We start from the raw sequence: 1,954 nt of genomic DNA on the forward strand, positions 1-1,954 counted from the left end.
CCAGCGCGCCCTTGGGCACCGGGTGGGCGGAGTCGCGCAGCACCGCCAGCAGCCGTCCGCGCACCTGCCGGTCGGTGCCCGCGTAGGTCTGGCCGCGTCGGGGCGGACCGTCGTAGGCGGGCTTGCCCGCGAGCCGCCAGGCGCACTGGTGGGCGATCGGGCAGTCCGCGCACGCGGGCGTGCGCGCGGTGCACACCAGCGCCCCCAGCTCCATGACGGCCACGCCCCAGCGGGCGGCCACCGAGGGCGCGGACGGCAGCAGGGACTCGGCGAGGGCGGTCTCCGTCTTCGTCTGGGTTTTCGGCGGGTACTGGACCCCGGTTTCGGCTCTCGCCAGGACACGTCGAACGTTCGTGTCCAGAATGGCGTGCCGCTGACCGAAGGCGAAGCTCGCCACCGCCGCCGCGGTGTAGGAGCCCACGCCCGGCAGGGACAGCAGGGTGGCGTGGTCCTCGGGGACCCGCCCGCCGTGTTCCTCGGTGATCGCCACCGCGCACGCGTGCAGGCGCAGCGCCCTGCGCGGGTAGCCGAGCCGGTTCCACATGCGCACAGCCTCACCGGAGGGCTCCCGTGCCAGGTCGGCCGGGGTGGGCCAGCGCTCCATCCAGGCGTTCCAGGCGGGCAGGACACGCACCACGGGCGTCTGCTGGAGCATGATCTCGCTGACCAGGATCGACCACGGTGAGGCGTCGGGCCGTCGCCAGGGGAGGTCGCGGGCGTGGCTCTCGTACCACGCCAGAACCGGGGTGCTGTAAGGGTTATCGCTCATCTTTAACTGGGAATCGGCGGGTTGAGTAGGTGAGGTACACGCAAAACCGCAATACTACGGCGCATGGCGTCAAGTACCGGACAACCAGGAGCCGTCAGCCGCGAGACCTACTGGAAGCGGCGAGCCTTCGTGCTGGCCGGGGCCCTGTTGTTGCTCGCGCTCATCGCGTACGCCTGCCGTCCCTCCGGGGAGGAGAGCGGCGAGCCGACCCGCTCGGACGCGGGCATCGAGGCCTCCCCCAGTGTCTCACCCACCGAGCCCTCCGCGGACGCGAGCGAGGAACCCGAGGCCGATCCCTCCGAGGGGGCACGGGAGAGCGCCGACCCCTCCGAGGACGCTGAGGACTCCGGCGGCTCCGCGGCCGGCGACGGCGGCTCCGCCGAGGGCGGGGAGGGCGGCGAGGTGCCCGCTCCGGAGCGCCCCGAGGACGCCTGCCGCCCGCAGGACATCGTGGTGACCTTCGAGTACGCGGAGGAGGACCAGGAGGTCTACGGGGCCGGCGCCAACCCGGGCTTCAAGATCACCGTGGTCAACACCGCCGAACAGACCTGCACCGTGGACGTGGGCGGCGAGGCCATGGAGATCCGCATCCACTCGGGCGACGACCGGATCTTCTCCACCGCCGACTGCGCGGAGGACAAGAGCGCGGAGAAGCGCCAGATCAGCAGGGGCGTCCCGCACGAGTACACGTTCACCTGGGAGCGGATGCGCTCCTTCGAGGACTGCCGCGGCACCGAAGCCTCGGCGCAGCCCGGCTGGTACCGGGCCAACCTGCACGGGGACTACGCCGGGGACCAGCCCGAGCTCCCCTTCCAGCTCAAGGCCTGAGCCGCCGCGCACCGCGGGCCGGGGGCGACGCACACCCCGGCCCGCGGTGGCGGTTGCGCGGTGCGGCGAACCCCTTTACGCCATGGGAGTCTGAGGATACTCTTTCCGCAGTTGGGAGCGCTCCCAAGCGGGCGCTCCTCCGGGGGTGCCCGCTCTCGTCTTAAGGAGTCCCCACGTGAAGGACCTCCTCGTACGGACCGCGGCCCCGGTCGCGGCGCCCGCCGCCCCCGCCCGGGCCGACGGTGGCATGGCGGAGGGAGGCGGGACGCGACGATGCGCTACCGCGGACCGGCGGAACTGACGGTCGTCCGCCACGGGCAGAGCGCGTTCAACGCCGCCCTGGCCGCCGCCGCGCGC

2 protein-coding genes are annotated in these 1,954 nt (G+C 72.9%); one reads left to right on the plus strand and one right to left on the minus strand.

Translation table 11 applies throughout. The annotated features are described in order from the left end of the window. The coding region (locus tag DQW06_RS03150) for an A/G-specific adenine glycosylase (protein WP_157983330.1) at positions 1–769 on the minus strand (769 nt) is incomplete at its 3' end. Between the two features lie 129 nt (positions 770–898). Here DQW06_RS03150 and DQW06_RS03155 point away from each other — a divergent pair. Beyond that, positions 899–1,597 (plus strand): hypothetical protein, encoded by a 699-nt coding sequence (locus DQW06_RS03155; protein WP_198662367.1) that lies wholly within the window; start codon positions 899–901, stop codon positions 1,595–1,597. Positions 1,598–1,954: the final 357 nt, after the last annotated feature.

Source organism: Nocardiopsis sp. TNDT3, assembly GCF_003427465.1.
GTDB classification, from domain to species: Bacteria; Actinomycetota; Actinomycetes; order Streptosporangiales; family Streptosporangiaceae; genus Nocardiopsis; species Nocardiopsis dassonvillei.